General features: G+C 71.3%; 31 protein-coding genes. 10 read left to right on the top strand and 21 right to left on the bottom strand.

What is annotated here, in order from left to right; genetic code table 11:
• Positions 1–93: 93 nt before the first annotated feature.
• The 8 genes from ABT300_RS03180 to ABT300_RS03145 all read left to right on the top strand — a co-directional run bounded on the left by ABT300_RS03180 (position 94) and on the right by ABT300_RS03145 (position 6838).
• Positions 94–735: a WhiB family transcriptional regulator gene (locus ABT300_RS03180; protein WP_351671341.1), complete on the top strand. Its 642-nt coding sequence runs from the start codon at positions 94–96 to the stop codon at positions 733–735.
• A complete protein-coding gene (locus ABT300_RS03175; RefSeq protein WP_351671319.1) occupies positions 732–2324 on the top strand; it encodes a hypothetical protein in 1593 nt (530 codons plus the stop codon). Before ABT300_RS03180 ends, ABT300_RS03175 begins: the two co-directional genes overlap by 4 nt.
• Complete coding sequence (locus ABT300_RS03170; protein WP_351671316.1) at positions 2321–2512, top strand: hypothetical protein; 192 nt, start codon at positions 2321–2323, stop codon at positions 2510–2512. Before ABT300_RS03175 ends, ABT300_RS03170 begins: the two co-directional genes overlap by 4 nt.
• A gap of 87 nt (positions 2513–2599) precedes the next feature.
• On the top strand, positions 2600–2836 hold the full coding sequence (locus ABT300_RS03165) for a hypothetical protein (RefSeq protein WP_351671313.1): 237 nt from the start codon (positions 2600–2602) through the stop codon (positions 2834–2836).
• A complete protein-coding gene (locus ABT300_RS03160) occupies positions 2833–3459 on the top strand; it encodes a hypothetical protein (RefSeq protein ID WP_351671310.1) in 627 nt (208 codons plus the stop codon). Before ABT300_RS03165 ends, ABT300_RS03160 begins: the two co-directional genes overlap by 4 nt.
• Positions 3456–5198: a relaxase/mobilization nuclease domain-containing protein gene (locus ABT300_RS03155; RefSeq protein ID WP_351671307.1), complete on the top strand. Its 1743-nt coding sequence runs from the start codon at positions 3456–3458 to the stop codon at positions 5196–5198. Before ABT300_RS03160 ends, ABT300_RS03155 begins: the two co-directional genes overlap by 4 nt.
• Positions 5199–5622: 424 nt before the next feature.
• Complete coding sequence (locus ABT300_RS03150; RefSeq protein ID WP_351671304.1) at positions 5623–6066, top strand: hypothetical protein; 444 nt, start codon at positions 5623–5625, stop codon at positions 6064–6066.
• A gap of 79 nt (positions 6067–6145) precedes the next feature.
• The gene (locus tag ABT300_RS03145; protein ID WP_351671301.1) at positions 6146–6838 is read left to right on the top strand and encodes a hypothetical protein; all 693 of its coding nucleotides are present in this window, start codon (positions 6146–6148) and stop codon (positions 6836–6838) included.
• Positions 6839–6935: 97 nt separating this feature from the next.
• Here the strand turns inward: ABT300_RS03145 and ABT300_RS03140 are convergent, their stop codons facing one another.
• From ABT300_RS03140 to ABT300_RS03125, 4 genes are all read right to left on the bottom strand, one after another.
• Positions 6936–7340: a hypothetical protein gene (locus ABT300_RS03140; protein ID WP_351671298.1), complete on the bottom strand. Its 405-nt coding sequence runs from the start codon at positions 7338–7340 to the stop codon at positions 6936–6938.
• A 284-nt stretch (positions 7341–7624) separates the two neighbouring features.
• Entirely contained in the window at positions 7625–8443 is an 819-nt protein-coding gene (locus tag ABT300_RS03135) for an SPDY domain-containing protein (protein WP_351671295.1), read from the bottom strand.
• A 14-nt stretch (positions 8444–8457) separates the two neighbouring features.
• Positions 8458–8748 carry a hypothetical protein gene (locus ABT300_RS03130; protein ID WP_351671292.1) on the bottom strand — a complete coding sequence of 97 codons (291 nt, stop codon included), beginning with the start codon at positions 8746–8748 and terminating at the stop codon, positions 8458–8460.
• A gap of 80 nt (positions 8749–8828) precedes the next feature.
• Positions 8829–9203 carry an SPDY domain-containing protein gene (locus ABT300_RS03125; protein ID WP_351671289.1) on the bottom strand — a complete coding sequence of 125 codons (375 nt, stop codon included), beginning with the start codon at positions 9201–9203 and terminating at the stop codon, positions 8829–8831.
• Between the two features lie 224 nt (positions 9204–9427).
• On the opposite strand from ABT300_RS03125, the gene ABT300_RS03120 reads away from it, so the two are divergent.
• The gene (locus ABT300_RS03120) at positions 9428–10741 is read left to right on the top strand and encodes a hypothetical protein (RefSeq protein WP_351671286.1); all 1314 of its coding nucleotides are present in this window, start codon (positions 9428–9430) and stop codon (positions 10739–10741) included.
• Between the two features lie 122 nt (positions 10742–10863).
• Positions 10864–12387: a gamma-glutamyltransferase gene (locus tag ABT300_RS03115; RefSeq protein WP_351671283.1), complete on the top strand. Its 1524-nt coding sequence runs from the start codon at positions 10864–10866 to the stop codon at positions 12385–12387.
• 42 nt (positions 12388–12429) lie between these two features.
• On the opposite strand, the gene ABT300_RS03110 is transcribed toward ABT300_RS03115, so the two are convergent.
• The 17 genes from ABT300_RS03110 to ABT300_RS03030 all read right to left on the bottom strand — a co-directional run bounded on the left by ABT300_RS03110 (position 12430) and on the right by ABT300_RS03030 (position 25413).
• The gene (locus ABT300_RS03110; RefSeq protein ID WP_351671280.1) at positions 12430–13161 is read right to left on the bottom strand and encodes a hypothetical protein; all 732 of its coding nucleotides are present in this window, start codon (positions 13159–13161) and stop codon (positions 12430–12432) included.
• Positions 13158–13676 (bottom strand): hypothetical protein, encoded by a 519-nt coding sequence (locus tag ABT300_RS03105; RefSeq protein WP_351671277.1) that lies wholly within the window; start codon positions 13674–13676, stop codon positions 13158–13160. The genes ABT300_RS03110 and ABT300_RS03105 overlap by 4 nt, the downstream gene beginning before the upstream one ends.
• Before the next feature lie 307 nt (positions 13677–13983).
• On the bottom strand, positions 13984–14400 hold the full coding sequence (locus ABT300_RS03100; RefSeq protein ID WP_351671274.1) for a GFA family protein: 417 nt from the start codon (positions 14398–14400) through the stop codon (positions 13984–13986).
• Positions 14401–14684: 284 nt separating this feature from the next.
• Entirely contained in the window at positions 14685–15668 is a 984-nt protein-coding gene (locus tag ABT300_RS03095) for a SpaA isopeptide-forming pilin-related protein (protein ID WP_351671271.1), read from the bottom strand.
• A gap of 36 nt (positions 15669–15704) precedes the next feature.
• A complete protein-coding gene (locus tag ABT300_RS03090) occupies positions 15705–16490 on the bottom strand; it encodes an SPDY domain-containing protein (RefSeq protein WP_351671268.1) in 786 nt (261 codons plus the stop codon).
• A 60-nt stretch (positions 16491–16550) separates the two neighbouring features.
• A complete protein-coding gene (locus ABT300_RS03085; protein ID WP_351671265.1) occupies positions 16551–17039 on the bottom strand; it encodes a hypothetical protein in 489 nt (162 codons plus the stop codon).
• Positions 17040–17071: 32 nt separating this feature from the next.
• Positions 17072–17932, bottom strand: coding sequence for an SPDY domain-containing protein (locus ABT300_RS03080; RefSeq protein WP_351671262.1), 861 nt, complete (start codon positions 17930–17932; stop codon positions 17072–17074).
• Between the two features lie 46 nt (positions 17933–17978).
• A complete protein-coding gene (locus ABT300_RS03075; protein ID WP_351671259.1) occupies positions 17979–18635 on the bottom strand; it encodes an HAD family hydrolase in 657 nt (218 codons plus the stop codon).
• A complete protein-coding gene (locus tag ABT300_RS03070; protein ID WP_351671256.1) occupies positions 18632–19795 on the bottom strand; it encodes an MFS transporter in 1164 nt (387 codons plus the stop codon). Before ABT300_RS03070 ends, ABT300_RS03075 begins: the two co-directional genes overlap by 4 nt.
• Complete coding sequence (locus ABT300_RS03065; RefSeq protein WP_351671253.1) at positions 19792–21045, bottom strand: ATP-grasp domain-containing protein; 1254 nt, start codon at positions 21043–21045, stop codon at positions 19792–19794. Before ABT300_RS03065 ends, ABT300_RS03070 begins: the two co-directional genes overlap by 4 nt.
• A gap of 54 nt (positions 21046–21099) precedes the next feature.
• Complete coding sequence (locus tag ABT300_RS03060; RefSeq protein ID WP_351671250.1) at positions 21100–21402, bottom strand: hypothetical protein; 303 nt, start codon at positions 21400–21402, stop codon at positions 21100–21102.
• Between the two features lie 32 nt (positions 21403–21434).
• A complete protein-coding gene (locus tag ABT300_RS03055) occupies positions 21435–22655 on the bottom strand; it encodes an MFS transporter (RefSeq protein ID WP_502977866.1) in 1221 nt (406 codons plus the stop codon).
• A gap of 11 nt (positions 22656–22666) precedes the next feature.
• Positions 22667–23185, bottom strand: a complete 519-nt coding sequence (locus ABT300_RS03050) for a regulator (protein ID WP_351671244.1) — start codon at positions 23183–23185, stop codon at positions 22667–22669.
• Complete coding sequence (locus ABT300_RS03045; protein WP_351671241.1) at positions 23182–24024, bottom strand: winged helix-turn-helix transcriptional regulator; 843 nt, start codon at positions 24022–24024, stop codon at positions 23182–23184. The genes ABT300_RS03050 and ABT300_RS03045 overlap by 4 nt, the downstream gene beginning before the upstream one ends.
• Before the next feature lie 42 nt (positions 24025–24066).
• On the bottom strand, positions 24067–24480 hold the full coding sequence (locus ABT300_RS03040; protein ID WP_351671238.1) for a hypothetical protein: 414 nt from the start codon (positions 24478–24480) through the stop codon (positions 24067–24069).
• 10 nt (positions 24481–24490) lie between these two features.
• Positions 24491–24934, bottom strand: a complete 444-nt coding sequence (locus tag ABT300_RS03035) for a hypothetical protein (protein WP_351671235.1) — start codon at positions 24932–24934, stop codon at positions 24491–24493.
• Entirely contained in the window at positions 24931–25413 is a 483-nt protein-coding gene (locus ABT300_RS03030; protein ID WP_351671233.1) for a hypothetical protein, read from the bottom strand. Before ABT300_RS03030 ends, ABT300_RS03035 begins: the two co-directional genes overlap by 4 nt.
• Between the last annotated feature and the right edge of the window lie 44 nt (positions 25414–25457).

The raw sequence follows: 25457 nt of genomic DNA, 5'->3' as shown, positions 1-25457 counted from the left end.
GGCGCACGCCCATGCGCCCGCAGCCGGCACCCGACGCCGCACCCGCCGAGCACCGCCCCGGCCAGCAGACGCGGCAGCACATCGGAGATCGCCTTGCGCCACATCACCACCTACGACGCGCCGGCCACCGGCCTGCGCGGCATTGGAGACACCAGCTGGCACACCCGCGGAGCGTGCCACGGCATGGACGTCGAGGACGCCGACGCCGTCTTCTTCCCCGGGCCCCGGGACCACGAGGACATCGCTGAGGCGAAGGAGCTGTGCGGCTGGTGCCCGGTGCGCCGCGACTGCCTCGACTTCGCCCTGGAGAACGTCCTCAAGGAGGGCATCTGGGGCGGCCTCACCGAAGCCGAGCGGCGCCCCTTGCACGAGGGACTGCCCCAGCGTCTCGACTACCGGCGTGTGACGGCGTTCTTCCAGGGACGCGACGTGCATCTGACCGAGGCCGAGCGGCAGGTCGTCATCGACCACGCCTATGTACGCGGCTGGCGGCCCGGCCGGCTCGCCGCCGCCCTGCAGATCAGCCACAAGCACGCCCGCGACCTGCTGCGGCAGGCCGCCAACAAGGTCTTCGACCGCGACCGCACCTACGGCGTGCCGCGGCCCAAGAAGAAGCGGAAGAAGACCACTGCGGCAGCAGGCAGTCCCGCGCCCGCTGCACCCGGCACACAGCAGCCGGCAGCCCGCCCGCCAGCGTCGACTCCGGCGTCCGCCTCTCTCGGAAAGGCCGCATGACCCACCCCGTCCTGTCCCTCAGCGCTGCTCCGGACCTCCCTCTCCTCCTCGCCGCCCTCGTGCTGGTGCTGGTGCTGGTGCTGGTCGCCTGGACGATCCGGCGCCGGGGTACGCGCCCGCAGAAACGTCTCGGTGGTCCGGCGGTCAAGGTCGCTGCCCTTGCTGCCCTCGGCTGCACCGCCTACAGCGCCGACACATCGTGGCGCTTCGCGGCCGACTTCCTCGACATGGCCGGCACCGCCGAGCGGGCCGGCATGTTCGCCGCGGCCGAGCTGGCGCTCTTCGCGACCGCGCTGATGGCACGCCAGAACCTGGCCACCCAGGGTGCTCCTGGTCTGCCGGGCACCCTGGTCTGGGTGATCACCGGAGTGCAGGTGATCCCCGCCTACGCCGAGAGCGGTCCCATCGGCGGCACGGTCCGGGCCTTCGTCGGGCCGGTCATGGCGGCGATGCTGTGGCACCTCGCGATGGGGATCGAGCTGCGCCTGCACACCCCGGGCGCCGCCTCCCACGGACTGATCGCCGTCCTGGGCCGGGAGGCACGCGAGCGTCTCCTGTCCCGCCTCGGCATCGCCGCGCGAGACCGCGACGCCGCGCAGATCACCCGGGACCGGGCCACCACCCGCGCGGTCGCCCTCGCCGCCCGCCTCGCCGAGCGCACACCCGAGCAGCAGCGGAGCTGGCGCGGCCGGCGGCTCACGCGGCGACTGTCGAAGGCGGTCGGCAGGGCCTCGGTCGGCACCGACCCCCTCCAGCGCGCGAACCTGCTCGACCAGCTCGCCGCCCGCCGGCACGCACTCGCGCTCGCTACGGTCCCACTGCCCTCGCCCTGGTCCTCGGTGCAGAGCACCGCAACGGCAGCAACGGTCCCCTCGCAGTCGGCCTCGAAGGTGCCGGTCCCCGTAGCCGGTCCCCACGGTCCCGACGAGTCGGACGGGGGCCCGGGACCGAGTGCCCCGAGGGGACCGGTCCCCGAGATTGCGGACTCGAAGGCGTCGGCAGGCGCGGGGACCGAAGGCGAGAACGCGGGGACCGGCGTGGGGACCGAGGCCCCAGAAACAAGCGCGGTCCCGGGGACCGGTCCCGCCAACCCGGAAGCCTCGGAGAGGGACGCCCGAAACATGGGGACCGAGCGCCTGACGCGAGAAGTGCCTGCTCATGGCCCTGATTCGAGTCGGGGACCGACCGACACCGACACGGGGACCGAGCCCACCGGGGACCGGGGACCGACCGACACCGACACGGGGACCGAGCCCACCGGGGACCGGGGAAACCAGGTCCCTCTCCGGCGGAAGGCGCCCACGAAGACCAGGACGAAGAACAAGGGGAAGCGCGGCCGGTCCCGCACCCCGCAGACACAGCGCCCGCCACGCGAGCTGGAGCAGTCGGTGGACCAGCTCGTCCAGCAAGTCCGCCCCCACGTCCCCGCCCTGCTCGAACGGGACGGCAACGAGTCCGTCACCCGGGTCCAGCTGCGGGAGATCCTCCGCCGCGAGGGCCTGAAGGGCGGCCGGAACGACCGGCTGAGCCTCGTCCTCCAGGAACTGCGGAGCGACGACACCACAAAGACAAGGAGCACCGCCCGATGAGGACCTGCCACCAGTTCGACACCGTCCGTGCGGAGTACGAGCGGGAGATCGGCTTCATGCTCGCCCACTCCAAGCGGCACGAGGGCAGGCCGGCGGCGAAGTCCAGCGCAAAGCAGGCTGCCTCGACGAAGAAGCGGATGGCCCGGGCGCTCAACAGCCACGTCGGGCGCTGCCCCGAGTGCAGCTGAACCGGCCAAACCTCAGCTCAACACCCCTATCCGCAACGGGTGGCCCGGCTCCGTGCCGGGCCACCACCCCGCTTAAGGAGGCACGCCGTGATTCCGCGTCCCCGTCGTTCATCCGAGCCCACCGCCGCCGAGGCCAGCGCCTGGGCGGACGTCCTGGTCCGCCGGCGAGTCCTGCACGCCGCCGTCCTCACGCCGAACGGCCAGTGGCTCGTCCAGGACCGTCCCGACGGACCCGTCCGCGTCCTCCTGGGACCGGCCGATGTCGTCGCGCTGGCGGCGACCATCCAGCACCACACCCGCACCATGAGGCCCGAATTCCGATGACGAACCCCACTCAGAACGGCACCACCCCGGAACCTGCTCCCGACTCCAACTCGGTCTCGGGGCGAGCAAGTTGGGGCGGAAGCGTAGCTTCCGCCAACCCCGCCCCCGAGGGGGACGGGGAGGACCTGCACCGGGGGGCGCAGGTCCAGGAGGCTTCGACCGAGGACGGATCGAAGCCGGGACCGGAGGAGAAGCCGACCGAGCGCCGCAGCCGCCGTGAGCGCGCTGCCCGCGCCCGTCAGCGTCCGCGTCAGCCGCGCGCCACGAAGCGCCTGTACCAGCCCAACACCCGTTTCAACGAAGAAGAGTTCACGCTGATCAAGTCCGCCGCCGCCCGATGCAACCTGTCCGTCGCCGGCTTCCTCGCCCGCGCCGCGCTCGCCGCAGCCCGCGACCTCGACCGAACCAGCGCCGAGATAGCCGACGAACGCGAAGTGATCACAGCCCTGTTCGACAGCCGGCGTCGGCTCGGCTGGGCCGGCAGCAACCTCAACCAGGCGGTCAAGGCACTCAACTCCGGCGCGGACGCTCCCCAGCTCGATGCGGCCGTCGCCGCGGTACGGCGGGCCGCCGACACCGCGCATGCAGCCGCCACACGCCTGATCGAACGCCACGGCGCATGATCCCCAGCGTCAACAACGCCGGATCACGGACCTTCGGCCTCCTCAAGTACCTCTACGACACGGGCAAGTACGAGGACCACACCGACCCCCACCTCGTGGCCTCCTTCGACGGCATGGCCCCCGACCCTGGCCGCGACCTGAACGCCACCCTCGAAGACCTGCAGCAGCTCCTGGACCAGCCCGTGATGGCCCTCGCCGAGCATGCCCGCCCGGCCAAGCACGTCTGGCACACCTCCGTGCGCGCGACGGCGGACGACCGGATCCTGTCCGACGAGGAATGGGGTGAGATCGCCCGGCGGATCGTGGCCGCCACCGGCATCGACCCCGGCGACGGGCAGCCCGGCTGCCGCTGGGCAGCCGTACGACACGCAGACGACCACATCCACATCGTCGCCACCGTGGTGTGCGAGGACGGCAGCCGCCCCGACGACTTCCGCTCCGGCAAACGCGCCCAGGCCGAGTGCCGCCTCATCGAGAAGGAACTCGGCCTCCACCAGGTCGCCCCCGGCGACGGCACCGCCGCCCAGCGGCCCACCAGCGCCGAACGCCACAAGGCCGAACGCCAGGGTCGCGAGCGCACCGCCCGCGAGGAGCTGCGCGAGACGGTACGGCGCGCGGTGTCCGGTGCGAGAAGTGACGAAGAGTTCTTCGACCGGCTCGCCGCCGCCGGCGTCCTGATCCGTAAGCGCGCCGCCCCCTCCGGAGACCTCCTCGGATACAAGGTCGCTCTGCCCGACGACCTGAACAAGGACGGCGAGCCGGTGTTCTACCCCGGCGCGCGCCTGGCCCCTGACCTGTCGCTGCCCCGCATCCGGGAGCGCTGGTCCGGCGACACCGGGACCGATCCGACTCCACGGCAGGAGGACACGGTCCGTACGGGGCCCGGCGCCCCAGCCTCCGCCCGCCGCGGGACGGCATCGGCCGCGTGGCAGGCCGTGCTCATCATCGAGCACGGCGACGACGCGGTCGCCGCCGCCCACATCGCCGCCGCCGGCGAGGTCCTGGACGCGCTCGCGAAGACCTCCGCCGCCCACACCCGCCGCGAACTGCGAGACGCCGCAACAGCGTTCGAGCGGGCCTCCCGCTCCCACGTACGCGCCGTACGCGGGCACGACCGCGCGCTGCGGCAGGCCGCCCGCGACCTCGTCCACGGAGGGCCCGCCCTCGGCCGCGGTGAGGACGGTGCCACCACCGCGATGGCGATCGACATGCTGTTCTTCCTCATCACCGCCGCCGCCCACTGGCATGCGAGAAAGGGACATGCCCAGCAGGCCGAAGCCGCTGCCCAGGCGGCCGGGCACCTGCGCACCGCCTACCAGGCCGCTGCCGCCCAGCCGCTCGGCGTGCTCTACCAGCGAGGCCGACGTCTGAGCCGGCCGGTGCTCCAGCGGCAGACCGTGCTGCTGCGCGAGACGCTGCCGGGGCTCGCCGAGCAGATCCTCGCCGAGCCCGGCTGGTACGCCCTGGCCGCGACCATCGCGGAAGCCGAAGCCGCAGGCCACGATCCGGCCGCTCTTCTGTCCGCCGCGGTCGGGCGTCGTGAACTCGGCACCGCGGAGTCGGTGAGCGACGTGCTGGTGTGGCGGATGCGGCGGACGGCCGATCTGCCCGCCGACGCCTCGCCCCTGTCCGAGAGCGGCACCGCTGGGGTCCAGCCCGCAACGCGCAGGACGGCCCCCCAGACTTCCGCGCCCGGCCGCCGCCGTAGCGGGGAGGAGACATCGGGCAAGACCCGGTGAGCCCTGCCAGCCGGGGTGCAGCCTCAGCGCACGACCAGGAACGCGCGCACCGCCACCGCCCCGCTCGCGACCCACAGCATGGCCGTACGCCACAGCGGACCCCGGCAGCGTTCAGGCCCGCGTTGTGGGCACGGGCGCTACGCACACTCAGGAGGAACGCAAGGGCGCAGGTGCGGCGACTCGAGCCAGTAGGCGACGCGAAGTTGGGCGGTCGAAGCCGACGTGACGTGTTCGGGCACGCCGAGGGGACATCACTCATCCGCTCGGAGACACGCGCCGTGCCCACTCGTCATCCGCGCCCCCAGGAGGCGGAAAACGCCTGATGACCTGCCCGAAGGCGACTGTGGACTTTGTGAATTGAAACCGCCAGGGGCGTAAGGCACGATCATGAAGCGAGCAGGACGAGGCACAGGAGGACGCCAGGGTGTTTCACCGAATACGCCGCCGGGCCAAGGAGCCCAGCGAGGAACAGCGCCGATTCTTCGAGCTGTCGGCGCGGCTGCAGAACCAGGTCCCGCCCGGGATCGGGGTGCCGCCGGCCGAGCCGGAACACATCGAGCCGACCTCGGTGGTGGACGACTTCCTTCCGCCGGAGCTGCGGGTACCCAGCCACGACCAGGTCGACGGCACCATGATGCCGTGGAAGCAGCCGCTCGTCCTCGACGGCGAGATGGTCGCCTGCTCCGAGTGCGGCGCGTACCGGGACTGGCTCATCCTCTCCACCCGCGACCAGATCTGGCTGCGTTGCCGGGTCGGCCACCAGCAGCAGGAAACCCGCCTCGACACCGCCTGGTTCAACCGGAACCGCGGACCGGCGGACGCGACGCACGCCACGTTCGAGGACTGCCTGCGCCACCTCGGGCACTGACCCCCACTCCTACGACCCCACCGGGCCCGCGGGCCCGCACTGACCACCCGTCGCCTAGCACAAAGGGGTCAGTTCCGTCATGCGCGTTCGCGTCGCCACCACCGTCCTCGGCATCACCGCCGCCCTCCTCACCGTGTCCGCCTGCTCCACCGACACCACCAGCACCAAGCACAACCACTCCGCCTCCGCCCCTACCGGGTCGCCGGCCGACACAACCCAGGCTGCTCCGCTCACGTCGGCCGCGCTGGAGACGCGCCTGCTCGACCAGAGCGACCTCGGCAGCGGCTACCTGCGCAAGCCGGAGCGCCTCACCCAGCACGACGACGTCACCGTCAACGGCTGCCCGGCCCTGAGCGAACTGGGCGGCGACGCGGCCACCGGCGCCACGCTCACCTTCCCCCGCAAAGCGAAGACGGCCTTCACCTACGGCGGCAGCTCCTCCGAGATCTCCGAGGAGTTGTACAGCGACGGCGCGAACAAGCTGTCCGACGGCATCGGCCGGATCTTCGACGCCATGACCGGCTGCCCGACCTACCAGGTCGTCGCGGGCGGCACCCCGATCGACATCGCCTCGCAGAAGCTGCCGACACCCCACGGCCTCGGTGACGAGCAGTGGAGCCAGCTCCTGACGTTCTCCGCCGGAGGACGGAGCACCGTGGTCAAGCAGACCGCGATCCGCGACGGCAGCCTACTGCTGATCGTCTCCGGCTCCCCGGCCCTCGTCGACCGCCACCTCGACAAGGCCCTCACCAAGGCCACGGCAGCCAGCTGACCGGCCCCGACACACTGCTGCCCCCGACCAGGACGGCCGGGGGCAGCAGTGCTGTGCTGAGCTTGTCCCGCTTTGACGGACACCATCAGTGCGGTGGTCAGGCTGCGGTTCCGTACATCCAGCGGCGAACCACGGTGTAACCGTCAGGAAGCTCGTTCCCCGTCAACTCCCTATACCTCGCCTTGGCCTCTTCGCTGGCGTGCTGACCGGGAGGGAGCCTTCTGAGGAAGGGGTCGCGGTCAGGGGCAGGGGAGGACTGGCGAGGCTGCTCCGTAACTTCATCGTCGGAGGCCGGTTCGTAACCCGCGATGTCCTTGACCTCATGCCTTGCGGAGCCCTGCCTTACGAGGTAAGCGACCACGGCCAGACCTACGACCAGAGTCACGCCGCCGATGACGCGGATCTTCGGCTTGTGCCTCGCGTACCAGCTCTTCGACTTCTCGTCGGAGGGCGCGGGCTCGCCATCTGCGGGAGTGCGTTCACCGGGCGTGGAGTCGTCCATGTGCACACATTTATCGGACCCAGCCACTACCTGTCAGGCAATCAACCGACATCACGCGATCAGCTTCAGTACACCGAGCAGACCCCACTTCACCCCACTTCCCCGCCTTGGGGCCGGAGGCGATCACCGGTGCGGGCAGGCCCGACACCTGGTACTCGTCGCCCCGGTCGCCGCCCTACGGCTCGATGGCCCGCCCGAGCCCCGGAGGCAAATACCAGAAGCCCGGCCCCTGATTCTGTTCGGGGACCGGGCTTCTTCCGTCTGGCTAGGTGCGCCGTCGATCGCTAGGCCGGCGCCCGCAGCAGTCTCTCCCGGGTGGCCTCGGGCAGCACTCGGCGCAGGACCGGTGCGGTCGAGCTGAGGGAGGCGGCGAAAGCTGCCACGAGGTCGTGCGGGGCGCTGGCCCCAAAGGAGGCCGCCCACAGGCAGGGGGAGCCGAGCGCGGGCTCGGCCCATGCCTGCCATCCGGTCGGTCCTGGCTCGTCGGCCTCGGTCGTCAGGGCGCGCGGGTCGGCGTCCTGGATGAGGGGCGGCACCTCGCCGAGGCTGATGTGCGAGGTGAACGTCGGGTCCGTCGCTGCCGCGTCGGGCTGGTCGATGTCGCGGAGCCAGCCGTGTGCGGCGACGGCGTCGAGGACCAGTTCGGGGCCGGCGAACGGCACGGCGGGCTGGTCTCGGGCGTCGAGCGCGACGAGGAAGTCGGCCACAGCCTCGCCGGGGACGTCGGTGGTGAAGTAGCACGACCACGACGCGAGCGGGCTGCTGGTGTCCGCACGGGCGGAGATCTGCCAGGCGATCGGCAGGTCTCCCAGGTGGAACGGCTCGTCCGCCAGGCTCCACTGCGCCCATCGGAGGGTGTCGGAGCTGATGTGCAGGACGGTGCTGCGCAGGACCTGGCGGTCCTCCAGTGCCTCGTCCGGCTCATGACGTCCGCGGACGATCGTCAGGCTCGTCCAGCCCAGACCGGAGAGCGTGTCGGCAACGCCGTCGTAGAGGCGCCCGTCGTCACCGGCCAGGTGCCGGGGACCGACCCAGAACGCGGGCTGGCCGACGGGCGGAATGGACGGGTCCGGCGGGAAGTCGGGATACAGGGGCGCCTCCAAGGGGCGGTGCGGGTCTAGTTGCCGCCGGCACTGCGGCGGGGGCGGCGCGGGGGTGCCTGGACGGGGCCCTGCCAGGTCAGGGCGATGGCGACCTCGGGCGGCAGATGGCCGAGCTGTGCGTCCTCGTCCCGCCCCTCGGCCAGGTAGACGACGGTCCGGCCGGACTCGTCCACGGACTGCACGACCTGCGCCAGACGGTGCGCCATCGGAAAGAAGGGGTTCATGGCCTGGCGGACCGGAGCATCCCGATCGCAGGCGGACAGCAGATCGATGAGATCGCCGACGGTCATCTCCGGGGTCGTCACGAACAGCCTCCTGGGGTGGGGAAAATGGTGAGCGATGAAAAAGGCGGGGCCCGACAGCCGGCCACTGGCCCGAGCGAGAACTACTCGTGGGCGCCAGGCTGTCGTACACGACGTGAGGTCTCCAGCACGCGCGCCACGGCGGCGGCGACGATGTCGGCCGGCGTCTCGATGTCGAAGGACAGGTGGTAGCCACGCACCTTGGCCGTGCCGGACACAGCGATCCTCCATCCCTCGCCGTCCGTGCCGGGACGGCCGAGCGGGAACCAACCGAGGTAGAAGCGGCCGTCCTTCGAGCTGACGTGCACGTCCGCGCGGTCGTCCACAATCAGGTGGAAGTCCTCTGCGGAGAACTGGTCCATCACGAGCGTGGGCTGGCCGGGGCCGAGCTGCCACTCGCGCAGCCGCAGGGCTTCGACGGTGGTGGAGAAACCGGAGTCCACGGGCGCTACGGTCACGGGCAATCACCTCTCTGACCTGGGGTTTGTTGCAAGGTCGTCTACGTTGACATGCTCCCGCCCGCGTTGGCCAGTCATTCCGCGATCTTTCCTGTCTGCCCCCGGCGAACTGCCGTTGCGAGTCATTTCGCGTCGAACTCACGAAGCCCCCTCAAGGAAAGGGGGTGGCCGACCAGGGGCCTGTAGGTGCATGCTGGCCCGTTTCCCATCGTGAGGAGAAGTGCATGGAGATCCGGTCGCTTGAGGAGTTGCGCGCTGCGGATGATCTGTCGCTGGCGTTCAATCCCTACGGGCTCGGCGGCCGTATGAAGCCCGAGGACGCTGCGGAGTTCCAGCAGCGTCAGATCGCCGACTGCGACCTGACGGCGGGTGTCGCGGCCGGAACACGCGACTCCTTCGAGCGGCTGCGCACCGTCTTCGCCTACGGCGTGCTGTGCTACGACGTGTACACCATCGTCGGCGACCAGGCGCTCCTCATCTACGAGCAGGCGTTGCGAGACCGCTTCTTGGAGTGGTGCGCCGGCACCATCACCTTCCGCGTCCCCCAGGCCCCGGACGTCTCCTACACCGTCACGTCGTACGACGACGTCAAGAAGCGCGCAGACAGGATGACGCGACAACGCGCGAAGCTGGTCGTCGCCACCCAGGCCATCGAGTTCAACGGGATGCTGCACGGGCTCCGCCTGTGGGCGCGTACGGCGGGTCTGCTCCGTGGTCGGCGCAGCCGCGCGGTCGAAGAGGCGCTGGCCAGGCTGCGTAACTACGTTGCCCATCCCTCCGGCCACCATGTCGACACCCCCGTCGAGGCGGCCCGAACCGTGCGGGATCTGGCGGAACTGATCAACCAGCTGTGGGGGCAAGCCACTCCCGGTGGGCGCCTGTACCCGGCACCTCTGCGCCGGGAGGTCGCCGTGCTGAGCTGGAACGGTTCCGGGCGGGCTCGGATGGAGCCCGCCGACGCTCTCACCGTCCCCGGCGCCAGGGAAGATCAGGAGGACGACGAGTACCAGCACGTCGTGGTGCGCGCTATCCCCTTCGTACCGGGCAGTCGCTGGGACGATGCTCACTGGGCGGAGTTCGACACCCGCTACGAGACCACGCGGTTCCCGACGGATTATCTGTGGGGGCCGGGCACCCGCGAGGAGGCGCAGGCGTGGCTGGAGCAGGAGCGTCCCGAGGGGGACAGCGTCGACTTCACCGACCGGGTGTTTCTTGTCCAGGACCACGGTCGCCTGCTGCCGCCGATGCGCCCGGCGGTAGCGGCCGGGCTACCCGCCGACGAGCGCCTCGGAGTCTGGCATGCCGTGCGAGCCGACTTTCCCGACGACGCCTTCGCGCACGTCCGAGGCTCCAAAGATCGCAGCGCCGGTCATGCCCGCCACCCCGGTAACTGTCCTGCCTGTTCTGCTGAAGTCCTTGGCTCCGGCTCCTACGATCAAGCCCTTCGCGCTGCTGCAGCCGCTCTCGGACCAATCCAGGCGGTTCGGCTGCCCTCCGTCCGGCTCCCCTTGTCGACCTTCTGGCCCGACCGACCGTGAGCAGTACAACGCGAGTCGCCGTCGGCATGGCCGTGAATGCGCCATGCCGACGGGAGTCAAGCAGGGCGGCGGCCCGCCGCCCTGCGTCAGGAAGGATCCAGAGCCGTGCCAGAGTGATCCGCATGATCCCCGCACACGTCCCCGACGAGCCGCCGCTGACCTACGCCGACAGCTTCGATATACCGGTCCTGTTTCGCAACGGGCCCGCAGATAAGCCCCGGAGGCAGTGGCGGACGGCCAAGCACAAGGCGTGGAGCGGATCGGACGGATTCCCGGCGGCCGACGGCTGGTACGCGCCGACCACCACCTGGCGGGAGATCATCAAGGCCGCCACCGAAGTCGGCCGCGACGTCACCCCGCACCTGCAGAACCAGCCGCGCTACGCACACGGGGAACTCGTTGCCCGGGTCTCCCCGCTGTACGCCTACCTCGGCGCGCATCCCGTGAAGCCCCGGCATCCCGTACCGGGCGCCAAGGGCCGGCGCCTGACCTGGAACCCGGTATACGCGCACGGTACCGAGCTCAGCGCCAGGAATGCCGCCGGCTACCGGCTGGGCATGACGATGACCGAGTGGGCCTGCCGCTCGCTGCTGGGCCTCGGCCAGACCGAGCACCTCGAACTCGGCGGCCCCGTCCCGGCTCTGCACAAGACGTTCAAGGATCCGAAGAGGACGCTGCCCGACCTGTGGGGGCACCACGAGGCGGAGGAGCTGTACTGGCTGATCGAGGCCAAGGGCGGCGACGTGGGTGTCGGCACGCTCCGCAAGGGGTGGGCGCAGCTGGCGGCCGGCAGCAAGGTCCTCGGCGCGTACGCGCACCGCACCGTCCTGGTCGGGGCGTCCGTGCGGCCCGGTGACGACCTCTTCCTGACCATCGACCACGACCTGCACCCCGGCCTGCCGCCGCTCGCCCCCGGCGGGTCCGACGCCGCCGACGAGGCGGCGGGCCCCGGCAACCTGGAAGACCACCTCGGCGGCAGCGACGACGCGCTCATCGGCGCGGCCCGCGCCCAGATGCTCGTCTACCTGGCGCTGCGCTCGGCTCCCGCCTCGCAGTTGCGCACCGTGCCCGTTCCCGCCGACCGCGCTTCCCGTCACCGGCGCTCCGGGCTGACCACGCCTCTGGAAGGCGATGGCCTCACTTTCGCCATGCGGGCCGACGCCCGCAGAGCAGCGACCGGCGCGGAGGAGTACACCCTGCGCGCTGGAATCCGTTCCATGGGCCTCGACGACTTCCTGAGCTGCCGCATCCCCGGAACTGAGGTCCACCTCGGCATGTCCCGGAAGTTGTTCGCCGCCTGCGAGCGCCTCCACGAGGAGGACCTTGCCATCGCCCGGCGCACCCCAGGACTGCGCGCCGAGGACCAGCCGGCCGCCGACCTGGAACTCAGCGACGAAGCCCAGGAAGAACGGCGGCTCACCCAGCGGCGTATCTTCCGCGAACAGCAGGAGGAAGCCCGCCCACGGCTGCGTTATCTACTCCGCGACGCCTACGAGCAGGGTGCGGCGAGCAACTGGAGTGACCTTCTGCGCCGTCCCCGGGAACCGGAACTCGACCTTGTGGGAAACGTGGGTCTCCTCGAATCGGCGACGCCGGAGACATACCTGGCCGTCAGCCGCTCCGACCTGCCCCCCGCCCGCGCCTAGCCCGGCCCCTGGCGTGCCCGCCTCTCTTGGTGGCGAGGCCGGTCATGATGTGCCCATCCGCCAGGAGGCACCGAGTTCCGCGAGGCGCCCTCGAAGGGCGCCGCGCTGTTCCTCGAGGTCCTGCGAGGCGGGCGAGAGGAGATAGACGTTGTCGCGGAAGAGGCGGAACCCGAGGCTCTGCCATCCCTGGGCGATCTTGGTGTTCACGCGGTCCCACTCGGCCTGGTCTGTCAGGCGCTGGCTGCTGAGATCGGTGATGCCGGGTGAGCAGACGATGGCCCGGCAGCCGGCCATGAGCCGGTGGATCACCTCGCAGCCGAGTACGGCAGCCAGTCCGTGCCCGCGCCACGGGGGATCCAGCGTCACCCGGTCCATGACGAGCAGCCCCGAGCCGACATATTCCAGCAGCTCGCTGACCTCGCTGGTGAAGAAGCCCGTCTCGGGATCGAGGAGCACCTGGGCGGTTTCGTACAGCTCCTCGGATTCCTCTTCCATCGCCCGGAACGCATTCCGGCCACGGTCGAGGTGCACCCGGTAGAACGTCATCGACCCCACGGTGGCGTCCTCGACCGTGCACGCGGGGCACTGACCGGTGACGCAGCTACTCGTGGCCGCCGGCCCCTGGCCTCCGTCGTGCACCCGCCGGCGGTGGAGGACAGACACGCTCCATCGCTCCATCGTGTCGGCCTGCGGGGTGTCCCAGAGTTCGTCGTCGTAGGAGATGCGCAGGTACAGGTCGGAGGGATCACCTGGAAGCTGAGGCCGCTTGCTCACTCGGCAAGGTCCTGCACAATGGCTTCAAGGACCGCATCCGAACCCTCGACAGGCGTGGGCATCACGACACCGACCACTGCTCGGTACGCGGCACCGCCCGACAGCAGCGACGGCTCGGGCTTCTTGGTCACGATCCGCAGGATCCCGTGTCCGGGAGCCCCCTCGATCCGGTAGCCGGGTTGGAGGCGAGAGAGCCACCCGTGGTCCACGGCCACCGCTGCGCCCCGTAGCGCGCCGATACGCAGGCCGCGGGTCACCCAGGCCGACCAGGCGACCTCGCTCCAGTCCGCGCCGTCGGCCGGGTCCGGAATGACGTCCGAGAGGTCGGGGTGCTGCTCAGACACCCAGCGCGAGGGCTGCGCCTTGCGGAGGACCCACTGCCCGTCCCGGCCGACCTCGCCAGGGTCGATCCCCGGGGTGAGGCGCATGTCGAGAGCGACGTGGCCGTCGGTGATCCGGTCGCCGTGGACCCAGACCTTGTCCTTATTGACGACCCAGTCGCAGAGCCGCTCCATTGACGCTGTCACTCGTTGTGCTCCCAGGAGAGATCGTTGCTCTTCCACAGTAGGGCGGGGAGCGCGGAAAGCCTCTCTCAGACGACCTTTCCGCCTGCGGCCGACGCCAGAGCCACGCTCCGGGCGAACGGCCCCGCGTGACCATCGCACGCGTAGAAGCGGCGGCCGTCATCGGGGCCGGCGCAGGGCTCGAACCACAGCACGGCGGTATGCCTGCATGAGTGGTGGTCACAGTCGTGGGGGTCGGTTATGAGATCCGCCAATCCCATCAGCGCGTGAGGCATGTGTGGAGGCTAGCCGCCGACCGTCACGTGCGGCATTGCGGGTCGGGCGCGAGCGTGATGGTCATCCAGGGCGCCGCCTCCTCGCGGTAGCTGTGTCCGACCGGGGCCAGTTCGGCGCTGCGGGTGAGGCTGAAGATCGTCACCATGATCATGTCCGAGCCGTCGGCGACGGAGGTGAGCTGGGTGCGGCAACGGCGGCAGGATCCTCGGTGAAGAGTCGGCCAAGTGGAGAAGTAGGCCGGCTCTCCTGCCGGGCCCGTCCACTTCAGGGCGTCCCTGTGGAAACCGACCCATGCCATCGCCGGAGAACCGGACAGGCGCGTGCAATGCTCGCACGAGCACAAGTGGGGATCGTCCGGGATGCCGGACGCCTCGTACGCGTGATCGCCGCACTGGCAACGCCCAGCCCACAGGTCTGGGACGACGATTCGCTCGGTCACAGGGACGGCTCCTTTGGTCCGGGGAAGCTGATACCGGCGGCAGTGTGCCGCACCCAGGCGGCATCGCGCTGGCGTTCGACACCAGTCAGCCCCAACGGGATGGCGAGTCCACTCTTGAAGGCGAATCCGTACGAGTCTTCATGGCTCGGCGTCGCTCTACGCAAGGGCCACGCGTGTGCGGCGGGTGGCGCCCCGCCTCCGTTCGCATCGGACACGCGCCCATGACAAAGCCCCCGGAATCAGTGGGCGAATTCCAGGGGCTTTGCGAAGTACCGCGGGTGGGGTCAGCTCGTGGAGGAGCCGTCGTCGGTGGTGTTGTCCGTGCGTCGGCGACGGGCCGCGAAGAGAGCGCCTCCGCCAGCGACGATCAGGACTCCGGCGCCGCCGATCAGCCACGGGGTGGCGTCGGCTCCGGTGTGCGCGAGCGAGCCGGAGGGAGCGGGCGACGCGGTCTCGTTGGAGGTCGGAGTACCCGAGGCAGACGGTGCCGGGGTGTCCTCGTCCTTGCCGGGCTGGTCCGGGGAGGACTTGTCGCTCGGCTTCTCGGTGGGCTTGTCTGTCGGCTTCTCCGAGGGCGGCGGGGTGGTGGCGGTCTTGGCGTTGGTGACGGTCACGGTCACGGGATCGCCCGGCTTGGCCTTGAACGCCTTCGAGGGCTTGTAGATGTTGTAGCCGGCAGGTGCCTTCACCTGCTTGACCCAGAAGTCCGTGCCGGTACGGGAGTTGATGGGCAGCTTGCCGCTGGCCGTTCCGTCGGCGCCGGTGGTCAGCGTCAGGATGGTCGTGTCGCCGCTGCCGATGTTGACCCTGGATCCGGCCAGCAGCTTTCCGGTCTTGTCGTCCTTGCCTTTCAGCAGGACCGAGGCGGCCTTGAACGGGTCGACGATCGTGAGCCGGGTGGCGGTGCCCGGGGTGACGATGACGTCCTGGTCATCGGCGGTGTCGTGAAGGCTGCTGCCGCTGGAGATTTCTTTGAGGCGGTAGACGCCCGGCGCGAGGTCGGAGAAGGTCAGCTTCCCCTGTGCGTCGGTCTTGCCGCGTCCGGCTTCTTGGCCGGCGGAGTCGAGCAGGAGGAACGTGGCGCCGGGGAGCGCGTCCCCGGCCGGGTCCTTGGTGGTGATCTCGACGCTGCCCGCGTCCGGGGCCGGTGTCTCGGCGGAGGCCGAGGGGGTCGGTTCGGAGGGCTGGGCGCTCGCGGCCGGCGCCCAGGTGAGGGTGCCGGTCACCGCGACGGCGACGGCGGCGGATCGGACGAAGCGTGCGTGCACGAGGGGAGGACTCCTTGGATCAGAGGGTGGGGAAGGTCAGCGGGTTCGGCCAGCAACTGGGGCGGGAGGTGGCGGGGCGACAGGTGTGTTGCCGTGAGGCTGCTTGGGTGTCGTGGTGGCGATGTAGAGGGCGCTGCGGGTGTGGACGGGGACGTCCTGGACGGTGCGGTGCAGTGGCTCGGTGGAGATCAGCGAGGTGGTGAAGGCCGTGACGAGCGTGGTGGGCGTGCCGAACGAGAAGCGGGCCGTCCAGTGCGGCTCGCTGGGGTATCCGCCCCAGGCCCGCCAGGCCGGCCCGTTGGAGTCGCTGATGGCGTAGCGGTGGCGTACGACGCCGAGTCCTTCCGGGGTGAGGAACGTCTGTGTGCCGTCGGTCTTGACGTCGTGGCTCCACCCGCGGGTGAGCAGCGGCACGTACGCCTCGTGCGGTGCCGTCTCGTCCCGGAACAGCCGGTCGTGGTCGCTGTGCCGGTCTTCGAGGTAGAGGTCGAGCAGTTCGGTGTGGACGTCGTGCAGCAGCTCGACGGGGGTAGTGGCATCGAAGGTGATCCGCCAGGCCGGCGGGGTGAACGGGGCCCGGTGCGCGCTGACGGTCCACGTGCCCTTGCCGCGCTGGTCGGGCTGGGGGTCGTAGGTGGTCTGCAGTCGCAGGCACGGGCTGAAAGCAGCGGCCGTGCCGTCGTCGGTCCGGGCGAACGGCCAGCCCTCGTCGTAGGGGAGGGCCCATGCGGTCCGCGGGTCGACGGCGCCGGGCCCGGCGAGGTGGCGGGGAAGGACCTGCACGGTCTGGGCCGGGTCGAGGTTTTCGAAGGGGTGGGTCATCACGGGCAGGGCTCCTGCTGGAAGGGTGCGGAACGCCGGGGCTCGCGGCGGGGGCGCGGCTCAGCGGGCGCGGGCGCCACTGCGGGTGACCGGCATGGCGGGAGACGTGTGCGCGGTCCGGCCTGCGGCGCGGCTCGGCTCGGACGCGGTCCAGGCGCCGGGGAACCAGACGGCGGTGTACTGCTCGATGGCGTCGCGCAGCCCGGTGGTGACGGCTCCCTCCCACGGGGGTCGGCCGGGGCGGTGGTACGTGTCGAAGGTGCCGTGCTGCTTGGTGTTCGGCCGGGTGTTGGTCGCTTCGTCGCGGCGGTGGAACGTGCCGTGGTCGAGGAAGCTGAGGGCGACGGCGTCAATCTCGCCGCGTTCCGGGTGGACGACCGCCAGACGCAGACCGCCGTAGGTGTCCGCGTGGATGGTGCGGGTGAAATCGATGCGCAGCCGCAGCGGTACGCCGGGGACGGGAGCGGCGAAGTACGTGTTGCCCGCGACCGTGCTGTCGTGGAAGGGGAGGCACAACTCGGCGAAGAACTCAGGGGCCTGCAGGGACAAGAGGGGAGTCTCCGGTAGGGGGCGGGCTGGTCCTACCGGCGTGGACCGGGCAGGGCCGGTCGGCTGGTGGTGCTCCAGCGCGGGACGCTGGCCGCGGGGAGCGCGGCCGGGCGGCGGGACGCGACGGCCCGCTGCACGTCGAGCGGGGTGGGGGCCGGCGGTCCGGGCGGAAGGATCGGGGTGAGCTGGGCCATGCCCTTGATGTAGCTGAAGGTCTCCTCGCGCCACCGGGGCAGCGGCGCCGGATCGGCGACGCACGCGGTGACGGCGGTGAGCAGGGCGACGGGCGTGTCGGTGCTGGCCGTGGCGTACCAGACGGGCCGGTCGATGGACTTGCCCGCCCACAGCTGCCACCGGGCGTCGCGTGTGGTCAGTTCGGTTTCCGGATCGAGGTCGCCGGTGGTGAACTCCAGGCCGGCGTGTCCGTCCGGGGCCTGGACCGCGAAGACGCCCCAGCGCGGACGGTCGATCTCCCAGCCCTGTTTCAGGAGCGGGACGACGGCGAGGAAGGGGTCGTGCTCGTCGGTCCCGGAGACCGGCCGGGCGAGGTAGGTGTCCGGACCCTGCTCGTACGCCGTGGCGAGGACGGTGGTGAACGCCTGGACGAACTCGGTGGGGACGCGGTCGTTGAAACAGACGCCCCACGCTGGCGGGCCGAATGAGTCCTTGTAGGCGTTGATACGCCACAGCCCGTCGTCCTCACCCTCGGGCAGGTAGCCCAGGCGAACGCGCCGGTCGGGAGCGCTCAGGTACACGTTGGAGTCCTCGTCGTACCGAAGGTCCCAGCCGAGGTCGAGCAGCGGGGCGAGAGCGGGGTCGCCAGTCCCGGTGGTGGAGGCGAGATGGCGTGGGGAGACGTAGACGTCGCCGTCGATCTCTTTGGTGTCGGGCACGAAAGTCCAGGGGGTCGGGGCGGTGGTGGGTGGCCCGGCATGAGTGTCAGGCACAGAGGTTGCTGACCGGGGCGGACAGCAACTGCTCTTCCAGATCTGTGGGTTGCCCGGTGTAGTGCAGGGTGCGCAGGCCCAGTTCGGCGGCGGCCTGGCAGTTGTCTTCGCGGTCGTCGACGAACAGCACGCGTGCTGGGTCGGCGATGCCGGTGGCGGCCAGGGCGTGTTCGTACGCGGCCGGGTCGGGTTTGCACCGGCCGATGCGGGCGGAGTACAGGGCGTCGTCCATCAGCTCGCGCCGCCATTCGGTGGCGTCCAGGACGTTGCTGAGGTGGGCCGGGGCGTTGGAGAGCAGCACCGTAGGCAGCCGCCTTGCGGCCCGGGCGCGGTACAGGATGTCGAGGACGCGCGGGTCGGTGCGGGTCCACATGGCGGTGTCGGCATCGCGCAGGGTGCGCAGCCACCGCGGGCCGGGGTGGTGTCCGAGCACCTTGGCCCAGTAGGCCAGATCGCTCAGTTCCCCTGCGTCGTACGCGTTGCGGGGAGCCCAGAAGGCGTCCTGGAAAGAGGGGAGATGCCGGTCGGGCCACTCGGCGAGGTCGGCGAGACGGGTCCACATAGCGGTGCCGGGTTGCAGGCCCGGAACCCCGTTGTAGTCGAGGATCAGGGCGTCCACGCCGTTCGGGGAGACAGATGTGCGGGTCAAGGGGTGAGTTTCTCCAGGGCTTTGGGGGCGAGGGCGGCGACTGCGCCAGCGAGGAGGGCGGGCAGCAGCAGTGCAATCGGCAGAGCAGTGACGGTGGCGAGGGCACCGATCAGGGCGGGGCCCGCGAGCAGGCCGACGTAGCCGGTGACCGCGACGGTGGCGACCGCGCGGGGGCCGCCGACGCCGGCGGCGGTGATCAGGCTGGGGATCGTGACGGACAGCCCCAGGCCGAAGGCCGTCCAGCCGAGCAGGGCGAAGGCGATGGTGGAGCCGGCCAGTCCGGTGGCGAGGCCGAGCGCGGCCAGCGCGGCACCAGTGCGGACGACGGTGGGAGCGCCGAAGCGGGCGGTGAGCCGGTCTCCGGCGAGACGGCCTGCGGCCATGGCGGCGCTGTAGAGGCCGTACGCCGCGGCGCTGGTCGCGGCCGTCGCGCCGAGGTCATGCAGGTGGACAGCCGCCCAGTCGGCGGCAGCTCCTTCGCCCAGCAGCGTGGCAGCAGCAAGCGCACCGAGCAGCCACAATCGGCGCCGGGACAACCCCCTCTGCCCGTCCGAGCCCAGTGCACCACCGTGGTGGACGGGCTCCAGTGCAGGGCTGGCGACGGTGCGGGTGAGCCGCGTGGTCGCGCCTGCCGCCGCAGCGGCGCAGGCTGCCACCGCGGCGAACAGAACGGTGTGTGAGGTGTGAGCGGTGGCCGCGGCCAGCGCGGCACCGAGGAGGGCGCCGAGGCTGTAACCCGCGTGCAGCCGGCCCATGATGGGGCTGCCGTGAGCGTCCTGGCAGCGGACCGCCGCGGAATTGGCCGCGACGTCAAGGACGCCGTGCGCGACGCCGAAGACGAACGCCGCCGCCAGGAGGCTCTCCAGACTGCGACAGAACCCGAGGAGGGCAAGACAGGCGGCGAGGGCAACGGCACCGCCGGTCAGCAGCACGGGCAGACGGGCCGGGCTGGCGAGGCGTCCGCCCGCCTGGAGTCCGCCGACCATGCCGAAGGCGGCGGCCAGCAGGACCAGGGCAAGCCCAGCGGTACTCACCTCGGCGGCGTTCTGAACTGCGGGCATGCGCGCGCCCCAGACGGCCATCACCACACCCAGGCCGGCGAAGTACCCGGTCAGCAGGCGACGGCTGCGCACCAGCTCGGGCGCCGCGGTCTGCCTCACGCGGCATGCTCCCCGGTAGTCAGGGCCGCCGGCGGGACCGGGGCAACCTGGACGTCGAGGTTGCGGTACACCTCCTGGGCGCGAGCTTCGGCAACGGCGGCGGTCAGCCCGGTGGTGATCAGAAAGCCGATACGGGCGGTGTACAGATCGCCGCCGTCCTGTGGCAGTACGAGCTGGTCGCCGGTCTGTCGCTGGAAGCGCACGCGCTCCACTCCCCCGGTGGGCTTCGTGACCCGGCGGGCGGTGAGGGTGCCGGAGTAGGCGGGGTAGATGAAACGGATCGCTGCCCCCTGGTGGCGGGTGGGTGTCCGGTCGGGGGCACGTCCGCAGGCGATGTCGGCGGCGGCCCGCGCGAGGTCGACGCCGGTGGCTAGGCGGACGAGGTGGCCGATCATGTCGCCGCCCAGGCGTGCGTTGACCTCGATCAGCCGGGGCCGGCCGCCGACCAGGCGTATCTCGACGTGCTGCACGCCGTCGGTGATTCCCAGGGCCTTGATGGCAGCAGCGGCGGTCGGTGCGACCTTCGCGAGGAGCGGATCGGCGGCGTCGACGGTGTGCCCGGTCTCGTCGAAGTAGGGTGCGGGGCCCAAGTTCTTGCGGGTCACGGCGACGGCGGTGGTGGTGCCGCGGTGGGTGACGCATTCGACGGAGACTTCGGGACCGTCGAGGTACTCCTCGACCAGGACGCCGCTGTCCTCGCGGCTCCGGCTTGCTCCGACAGAGGCGAACTCGAAGGCTGCGGGCAGCTCTTCGGGCCGGTCGATGCGGATCACGCCGATGCTGCCGGCCGCTGCGGCGGGCTTGATGACGGCGGGGAAGCCGAGGGTCCTCGTCGCCAGTTCAGCCTCCCGCAGGGTCCGTGCCTTCATCGAGGCGGCCGACGGCACTCCGTGGCGGGCAAACAGCGTGCGGGCGGTGGCCTTGTTGCGGCAGGCCCGCATCACCTCGACGGAGTTCGCGGCCAGACCGAGCGCGCGGGCAAGGCGGGCGGTGGGGACGAGGTTCCATTCGTCCCAGGTGACGACGCCGGCAAGGTCGTGTCGTTCCGCCAGAGCCCGGCCGGCGGAGAGGAGCGCGGTGGTGTCGTTCAGATCGGCTACGGCGTGGTCGACGATGTGCGGCTTCTCCCACGAGGGCTCGGCGCCGGTCAGCAGGACGATGTCGTACGCGGCGGCCACCTGCTCAAGGCAGTAGCCGCGATCCGCCTCATCGCCCGGAGAGACGACGAGTACGAGGGGGCGAGCGGACAAGAAGGGGTTCTCCGAGTCGGTAGGCGGCAGGACGAGGGAAGAGCTAGGGGTGTCTCAGGCGGCGCGGCGGCGGCGCAGCTCGAACACGCCGGCCCAGTGAGGGTGGTCGTCGATCAGTCGGCGGGCGTAGAGGGCGGTGAAGTTGTTGTTCAGCCCGGCGACGCCGTACGGGAGTTGGCGGCGCAGGTCTTCGAAGAGGTCCTTCAAGCTGACCCGTGTGGCGCCGGCGGCCATGCGGCGGGCGGCCATGCGTTCCAGAGCGCGGTAGACGTGCGGGTTGTGCGCGTCGAAGGCGTTGAACTGTTCGGTGATGGTGCGACCGCTCACGCGGTGCGTCCCGAGGACGGCGGTGGGCATGAGGTTCTCCACAGGCTGGGGGCGCAGCAGGGTCAGGTGCGCAGGGCGGGATCGGTGCGCAGGCGGGCGAAGGCGCAGAACAGGCCGAGGGCCTGCAGGGCGGCGCAGACGGTGATGACATGGCCCAGAGCGTCGGGCGGGGTGAGCGCGGTGAGCACGCCGGCGACGGGGAAGGGCAGCAGGAGGATGAGGATGGTCGCCGACAGGGTGCTGCCGAACTTCTCCGCTGGGATCAGGCGGGAGCGCAGGGTGCGCAGGACGACCGTCATGCCGCCGTCTGCCGCCATGAGGACCGCGACCAGGGCCAGGTAGGACAGGTAGTCGGGGGCCTGGGCGGCGGCGAGACAGGCGAGCGAGGCGAGGGCGGCGCAGGCTGCGCCGACCGGCCACAGGCCCAGGCGGTCGATCGCGAACCGGCAGATGGTGACGGCCAAGAGGGTGGCCGCCGCGGCGGCGGACCAGACGAGGCCGACGGCAGTGGTGGACTGCCCGAAGTGCTGGACGACGATCACGGGACCGGCCGCTTGGAAAAGTCCGGTGGCCAGGTTGGACAGGGTCAGCCCGGTCACGAGCCAGCCGAGCGCGGGAAGCGAGCGGATGGTGCGCCACCCGGTAAGGAGTCCGGCGCCGGACTGCCCCTTCGGCGCGCGGGCCGGGGCGACGGGCGAGGGGGGTGTACGCAGGGCGAGCAGCGCGGCGAGAAGGGAGAGCACGGTGATCACCGCGAGCATTGGCGGCGGCCCGGCGAGCAGGAGTACCCCTGCGAGCGCCGGGCCGGCCAGGGTCGAGGTCTGGTCGATGCCGAGCAAGACGGCCTGGACGCGGTGGGCCTGCCTTCCTGCTCGGCGGCCGGCGGCAGCGCCCGCCGTCTCGGCCGCGATGTAACTGAACTCGGTGAGCACGCCGGTCGTCGCCGCGAGCACCATCACGGTCGCCGTCGCCGCGGTGCCGGACGGGTGGTAGTGGAGAAGGACCGCGCCGGCGGCGAGGGCCAGCGCGCGCCCTAGGGAGGCGAGGTGGAAGACGACGCCCGCCCCGTGCCGGTCGACGATCGATCCGGCCCACCCGAACGCCGCCAGCCGCGGGAGCCACTCCAGGGCGAACGCGGCCCCCGTCAGCGCGGCGGAGCGCGTGGTGGCCAGGACCAGCAGTGGGATGCCGTAGGTGGACATCGCGAACGCGAGAGCGTCCGCCGTGCGCGGCAGGTAGATGCTGCGCATCAGCCCGTCGGTGTGGCGTGCATGCCGGGGCATGACAGCAGCGCTCACGCGACCGGCTCGGGCTCGGACACCCGGGTGACCTGGGGGTTGCCGGCCAGCCACTGGATCAGGAAAGCGCGGGGACGGGCAAGGTCCGCCTCAGCCTCGTCGTTGGGCAGCCGCGCGGCGGACGGCCGCGGGAGGCCGTCGGCGCGCTCGGTCGCGAGCGAGGGCGCCAGGAGGTCGAGGACGTGGCGGATGCGGCTGGTGAACTCGCAGACCGGTGCCGGATATGCGTGGCGTCGGGCCCAGCGCGCAGCCGCGTCGTACAGGTCGGCCAACCCCGAGCCCGACTCGGTGAGTTCCAGGCCGGTGCCGGGTGCGGTCCGGACGAGGCCGTGGGCGCGGGCGGTCTCAGTAGCGCGGCGCAGTTGGTGCGAGGAGAGGTCGGTGAGGGTGCCGGCCAGCCGCCTGGGCGGTATCGCCCCGTTGTCGTCGATCTCGGTGATCAGGCGGATCAAGGGGCGCGAGGCCAGCAGCTCAACCGCGTTGCTCACTTCGGCAGGGGTGTAGGGGGTGGTCATCGGCGCGGGCCTCCCGCCGGGATGGCCGCCTGCGGGCGGGCGGGTGTGGCGTGGGAGAAGAGATCGCGGTTGTGCCACGCCGGGGAGGACTCACCCGTCCGGGCCTGTGGGAGGGTTGCGGGGGCTGGCCGGGACTGGCTGCTGACCCACGGCCTCGGCGCGGGCTTCGCCTGCGGGTGCCCCCAGACCGGGTGGTGGGCCGCCTGGTTGAGGGGCTGTCCGGCGGACCACGCGGACAGGGCGCCGAGAACGGGGCTCAGGCCGTCGCCTGCCGGGGACAGCCGGTAGGGCCGTCCGAGGCCCTCGGTGTCGACCAGGCCGTCGGCGACGAGCTGTCGCAGCGGCGGGTACACGTTGGTCCCGTCGCTGCTGGGCATCACGATCCGGGCCAGGGCCCGTCCGCTGACCTCGCCACGGGACTTGAGGACCCACAGGATGGCGGCGGCGTGGCGCCGGGTGAGCAGGGTGAGGCTGTCCTCGATCTGCTCGATCGTGGGGAGCGGGCGGTCAGCCTTCTCCAGGTGCTCCTCGGCCCAGGTGACGATCATCGGCAGGACCGGCAGCAGGGCGGCCCCACGGTCGGTGTGGCCGTAGGTCACATGCCGTGCGCTGTGTTCGGTGCGCTCGACGAGCCCGGCGTCGCACAGAGACTTGAGCTTCGGGTGGAGCTGGCCGTTCTGCAGCCAGGACACCTTGGCCGCCAGCTCCGTGTAGCGCAGCGGCGGGCCGGAGAGTGCCAGCAGGATCCTCACGTTCCAGCGCGGGGTGATCATGGCGAGGGCCTCGGTGACCCGGGCGATGTCGGCGTCGGTGTCGGGAGGCAGCGCGGTGATGGCCAAGGGGAGGAACTCCTGGGTGAGTAAAGGGAAATCGCCTGTGGATCAGCGGCTGGGTGCTGTGCTCTGGGCCGGAAGGGGCGGAGCCGGAACGGGCGGCGAGGGAGTCGGCGGGGACGGTGCCGGGGCCGGGATGCGGGCGAGGCTCTGCAGAACGGCGGCGACCGACTTGGCTTGGACGTCGCGGACTGCGACTGCCTCGGCGAGTCGGCGGGAGCCGTCGAGAAGGTGGGAGACCTCGTGCCGGCCGATCTGCCGCTCGGGGTGGATGAGCTGGGCGAGGTGTTCGCGGTGGATGTCGATGCTGCGCTCGGCGAGGGCGAGGTCGTCGTGCATGCAGAGCAGGGCGGAGAGCATGCCGGGCGGCTGGTCCTGGGCGTGGGCTTCGAGGTCGGCGAGCGGTGCGCCGTAGAGGTCCTCGATCCGTCCGGCTATCTCGGTGGACGTGGGGTGAGACAAGCGGGGGCTTTCACGGTCGGCGGGTCCGGGCCACCCCGGCACGCTGAGGTGCCGGGGCGGCGGACGGGGGCAGGGCTGCGGTGACCCTGAGTTGTGCCGTACGGACGGGACGGGCCCGCTGGTCGGGCGGAGGCATGGTGCGCAGCAGCTCGCCGAGGGCGACGCGGTAGCCGTCGCGGGCATCCAGCGCCGCCTCCAGCCACTGCGCGTCGAAGCGGAGCTTGTCCGCCGACAGCTCGCCCATGTCGCGGTCCGGATCCATGTCCGCGTGCACGCGGTCACGGACGCGGGCGACCTGCTCCTCGGTCAAAGCCAGGAAGGAGCGCAGTTCCAGGGCACGGGCGAGGACGGGCGAGGCATCGTGGCCGACAGCCGCCTCATGCAGCTCCGGGACCGGCTTCCCGAAAACCTTCTGCAGGTCGCCGTCCATGGTGCTGGCCTTGACCCGGCTCAACGGACGGGCCTTCCCGCCCGCCACGCCGACGCCGGCGCGGGCGTGCCCGCGGGTCGGTGGGGAGCACTGGTCTGCACCGCGGGCCCGGTTCGGGGGCGAAGGCGGGCGAGGCGTTCGGCGGCGAGGTCCTTCTTGCCCGGAGCGTCCGGGTCGAGGAGCCAGCGCACGACCATGGCCCGGCCGTCGCGTGCGGTGACGGCGGCGTTCACGCGGTGGGCGAGGCCCATCGTCGGGTCGTCGACCTCGCTGGGCTGGGTTTCCAGCGCGGCGAGGAGGTCGTCCTCCGCGCGGTCGAGCACCAACTGGGCCTCGACGAGAAGGCCGTGCCACCTGACGACCTCGGTGGCGTCAGGATGCGCGGTCGGCGCGGCGGCGACTGCGGCCTTCAACTGGTCCATGTCCATGGCGAAGCGCGCTTCGATCCGTTCGGTGAGCACGCCCACGACATCCTCGGCGTCATCGGATATGCCGTCGGACAAAAGAGAAACTCCTGTTCTGGAAAGACCGGTGCCTGGGGGAATAC

It is taken from the genome of Streptomyces sp. NPDC001027, from assembly GCF_040299045.1.
GTDB lineage: Bacteria > Actinomycetota > Actinomycetes > Streptomycetales > Streptomycetaceae > Streptomyces.
Note: the sequence above shows the minus strand (reverse complement) of the source record. Positions and strands in the feature narration are given on the sequence as shown.